The following is a 4,870-nucleotide window of genomic DNA, read 5'->3' as shown; positions in this document are numbered from 1 at the left end:
CCGCAGCAACCTCCTGCTCAGCGTCGCCGCCGGTGACGACGAGTATGGCCTCGCCGCGCTGGAGCTCTCCAGCGGGCGCTTCGTGGTCACCGAGGTCAACGGCGAGGAGGCCCTGGTGGCCGAAATCGAGCGCCTCCAGCCCGCGGAGGTGCTGGTCAGCGAGGAGCACGCTCCGCCGGAGCCCCTGGCCCAGCGCGCCGGGCTCACCCGGCGCCCGCCCTGGCAGTTCGAGCGCGACGGCGCCGAGCGCACCCTCACCCGGCACTTCGACACCCGGGACCTCGCCGGCTTCGGCGTGGCCGGCCTGGACCGCGCCATCGCCGCCGCCGGCTGCCTGCTCCAGTACGTCAGCGAGACCCAGCGCTCGGCGCTGCCCCACATCCGCGCCATTCAGGTGGAGAACCGCGACGAATCGGTGGCCATGGACGCGGCGAGCCGCCGCAACCTGGAGCTGGACTACAACCTCGGCGGTGGCACCGAGCACACCCTGGCCTGGGTGCTCGACACCACCGTCACCGGCATGGGTGCACGGCTGCTACGCCGCTGGATCCATCGGCCGCTGCGCGACCGCACGGTGCTCAATGCCCGCCAGGAGGCCATCGGTATGCTGCTGGAGACGGCGGGCACCGGCGCGGTACGCGACGCCCTCGCCGGCCTCGCCGACGTCGAGCGCATCGCCGCGCGCATCGGCATGCGCTCCGCCCGGCCCCGGGACCTCACCGGCCTGCGCGAGGCCGTGCGCCGGCTGCCCGCCGTGCAGACCGCCCTTGCTGCAATGGATGCCGAACTACTGCTCCAGCTCCGCGCCGACCTCGCCCCCCGCGAGGCGCTGCTGGAGCACCTGGAACGCGCCCTGGTGGACCAGCCGCCGGTGATCATCCGCGACGGCGGGGTGATCGCCGACGGCTACGATGACGAGCTCGACGAGCTCCGTGGCCTCGCCCGTAACGCCGACGAGTACCTGCTGGAGCTCGAGACCCGGGAGCGCGAGGCCACCGGCATCGCCAACCTCAAGGTCAGCTACAACCGCGTCCACGGCTACTACATCGAGATCAGCCGTTCACAGAGCGACAACGTCCCGGATCACTACATCCGCCGCCAGACCCTCAAAGGCTCGGAGCGCTACATCATCCCTGAGCTCAAGGCCTTCGAGGACAAGGTCCTATCCGCGCGCGAGCGCGCCCTCGCCCGGGAGAAGGCGCTCTACGAGGGCCTGATCGAGTCCCTGGCGGAGGAGATGGACGGCCTGCTGCGCCTCGCCGAGGGCCTGGCGACGCTGGACACCATCGGCGCGCTGGCCGAGCGCGCCGACACCCTGGACTACGCCCGCCCGGAGCTGGTGCGCGACGGGGGCATTCACATCGAGGGCGGACGTCACCCGGTGGTGGAGCGGGTGATGAGCGAGCCGTTCGTGCCCAACGACGTCCATCTCGACGACACCCGGCGCATGCTCATGATCACCGGCCCCAACATGGGCGGCAAATCGACCTACATGCGCCAGGTCGCGCTGATCACGCTGCTGGCCTGCATCGGCAGCTTCGTGCCCGCGGCGGCGGCACGGATCGCGCCGGTGGACCGGATCTTCACCCGCATCGGCGCCTCCGACGACCTCGCCGGCGGGCGCTCGACCTTCATGGTCGAGATGACCGAGACCGCCACCATCCTCAACAACGCCAGCGACCACAGCCTCGTGCTCATGGACGAGATCGGCCGCGGCACCTCCACCTTCGACGGCCTCGCCCTGGCCTGGGCCAGCGCCGCCGAGCTGGTCGCACGCATCCGCGCCTACACGCTGTTCGCCACCCACTACTTCGAGATGACCGCCCTGCCCGAGCACTACCCGGCGGCGGTGAACGTACACCTCGACGCGGTGGAGCACGGCGAGCGGATCGTGTTCCTGCACTCGGTCAAGGACGGCCCGGCCAACCAGAGCTACGGCCTCCAGGTCGCCGCCCTCGCCGGCGTGCCGCGGGAGGTCATCCAGGCGGCCCGGCGCAAGCTCGCCGCGCTGGAGACCGATACCCGGCCGGCGGGCCCGGAGCCCGACGGCCAGCTCGCGCTGTTCGACGCCGCCCCGCCGGACCCGGCGGTGGAACGGCTGCGCGAGACCGACCCGGACGACCTCAGCCCCCGGGACGCCCTCGCCCTGGTCTACGAGCTCAAGCGCCTCAGCGAGGAGGCGCCCTGAGCGGGGCTATTCCCCCCCGGCGTGTGGGTTGATGGCGCCGGGTAACTTGATACGATACCCGCAAACGCTCTCATAAGGTGTCAAAACAATGACTTACGTCGTCACAGAAAACTGCATCAAGTGTAAGTACACGGACTGCGTCGAGGTCTGCCCCGTGGACTGCTTCCACGAGGGGCCGAACTTCCTGGTCATCGACCCGGAAGAGTGCATCGACTGCACCCTGTGTGAGCCGGAGTGCCCGGCGGAGGCGATCTTCTCCGAGGACGACCTGCCCGCCGAGCAGTCCAGGTTCCTCGAGCTCAACGCCGAGCTTGCCCAGCAGTGGCCGGTGATCACGGAGATGAAGGACCCGCCGGAAGACGCCGAGGAGTGGGACGGCAAGTCGGACAAGCTCCAGTACCTGGAGCGCTGAGCCGCGGCCGCGGCGCCCGGGCGCTCAGCCGCCCGGCGCCCGGCGCACGTCCACCACGTTGCGCAGCCCCGCCAGCCGGTCGATCAGCCGGCCGAGCTGCGCCAGATCGCTCACCCGCACCGTCAACGTGATACGCGCCTGCTCGCTGTCCGGGTCGGTGTGTGTGTTCACCGCATCCACCCGCACGCCCTCGTTGCTGATCAGCGTGGTCACGTCCCGCAGCAGGCCCTGACGGTCGTAGGCCAGCACCCGCACGTCCACCGGGTAGCTGCTGTCGGTCTCGTCGTTCCAGCTCACCTCGATGAACCGCCCCGGATCCTCCTCTTCCTGCAGGCGCGCCAGGCTCGCGCAGTCCCGGCGGTGGACCGTCACGCCCTGGCCCCGGGTGATGAAGCCGACGATGGGATCGCCGGGGGCCGGCTGGCAGCATCCGGCCAGGCGCGTCAGCAGGTTGCCGACGCCGTAGATGGTGACGTCGTCGCTGCCGCCGGCCGAGCGCTGCGGTCCGGGACGCCGGCGTGCCGGCGGCGGCGTCTCCCGGCGCGGGCGGAGCTGCTCGTCGAGCAGCCCGGCGATCTGCCCGCCGGTGACATCACCACGGCCGAGCGCGGCGAAGAAGGCGTCGAGCTGGGGGTAGCGCGAGCGTGCCGCCAACCGTTCCAGGTTGACGTCCTGCAGGCCCAACCGGCCGAGCTCCCGGTCGACGATCGCGCGGCCATCCGCCACGTTCTGATCGAAGTCCTGCTGGCGGAACCAGGTGCGCACGTGGGCCCGGGCGCGCGGCGTGACCAGGTAGCCCAGCGCCGGGTTGAGCCAGTCACGGCTCGGCTGGCCGTTGCGGGCGGTGAGCACCTCCACCTGGTCGCCGTTGTGGAGCTGGTAGGTCAGCGGCACGATCCGGCCGTTGACCTTGGCCCCGCGGCAGCGGTGACCGACCTGGCTGTGCACCGCGTAGGCGAAGTCCAGCGGCGTCACCCCGCGCGGCAGGTCGAAGACGTCGCCCCGGGGGGTGATCACGTAGACCCGGTCCTCGAAGACCTCGGCCTTGAACCGGTCGAAGAGGTCCTCGCCGCCCTCCTCCGGGTTCGTCTCCAGGAGCTGGCGGATCCAGGCGATCTTGCCGTCGAAGCCCGGGTCCTGGCCGCGGCCCTCCTTGTAGCGCCAGTGCGCGGCGATGCCGAGCTCCGCGCTCTGGTGCATCTCCCGGGTGCGGATCTGGATCTCCACGTTCTTGCCGCCCGGGCCGACCACCGCGGTGTGCAGGGACTGGTAGTTGTTCTCCTTGGGCGTGGCGATGTAGTCGTCGAACTCCCGCGGGATGGGCTGCCAGAGGGCGTGCACCACGCCCAGGGCCGCATAGCACTGGGCCACGGTATCGACCATCACCCGCAGCGCACGAATATCGAAGAGTTCCTCGAAACTCAGCCCCTTGCGCTGCATTTTTCGCCAGATACTGTAGATATGCTTCGGCCGCCCTTTGACCTCCGCATCGATGCCGGCGTCCCGCAGGGCCTCCGCCAGCGCCTCGCGCACCTCGCCGATGTAACGCTCGCGGTCGACACGCTTCTCCGCGAGGAGCCGGGCCACGCGCTTGTAGGTCGCCGGCTCGGTGAGCGCGAACGCGCGGTCCTCGAGCTCCCACTTGAGCTGCCAGATGCCGAGGCGATTGGCCAGCGGCGCATACAGGTCGAGGGTCTCGCGGGCGAGGGCCGAGCGGGCATCCTCGTCGAGGTGGCGCACCACGCGCATGTCCTGGAGACGCTCGGCGAGCACGAGGAAGACCACACGGATGTCCCGCGCCATGGCGAACAGCATCTTGCGCAGCGCCTCGGTGCGGTCCTCCCCGGTCCCGCCGGGATGGCTGTGCAGCTCGCTGACCACACCGATGCGCGCGGCACCGTCCACCATAGTCGCGATGTCACCGCCGAAGCGTCGGCGCAGGGTCTCGCTGTCGTAATCCGGGAACGACGGCAGGTCGTGGAGGAGCGCCGCGGCCACGGTCTCCGCGTCCAGCCGCAGCGAGGCCACCACGCCGGCCACGGCGACGGCATGGGCCATATACGACTCACCGGAAGGACGTTCGGCCTCGCCGTAGCCCGCAAGGGCGTCCGTCCACGCGCGCTCCAGCAGTGCCCGCCCGCCGTCGTCCGGCGACAGCGGCAGCCGCTCGACCCACTGCGGGAAATCGAGCTCGACGTCGGCGATATCGCCAAGCTCACCGGTGACCTGAACCATGGCTCGCATCCACAGGCGTTGCGAACAAAGCCGGT

General features: G+C 70.5%; 3 protein-coding genes. 2 read left to right on the top strand and 1 reads right to left on the bottom strand.

All coding sequences use genetic code 11. The features are described 5' to 3' along the window. Window positions 1-2,188: DNA mismatch repair protein MutS (mutS, locus tag G7A99_RS13970; RefSeq protein WP_240466286.1), on the top strand; the 2,188-nt coding region annotated here is incomplete at its 5' end. An 88-nt stretch (window positions 2,189-2,276) separates the two neighbouring features. Continuing rightward, entirely contained in the window at window positions 2,277-2,600 is a 324-nt protein-coding gene (gene fdxA, locus G7A99_RS13965; protein ID WP_018718999.1) for a ferredoxin FdxA, read from the top strand. Window positions 2,601-2,624: 24 nt separating this feature from the next. Here fdxA and relA read toward each other — a convergent pair whose 3' ends face one another. Then, window positions 2,625-4,835, bottom strand: coding sequence for a GTP diphosphokinase (gene relA / locus G7A99_RS13960; protein ID WP_163141156.1), 2,211 nt, complete (start codon window positions 4,833-4,835; stop codon window positions 2,625-2,627). Window positions 4,836-4,870 lie beyond the last annotated feature (35 nt).

The organism is Arhodomonas sp. KWT (genome assembly GCF_010993615.1).
This window is presented reverse-complemented; position numbering and strand designations above follow the sequence as displayed.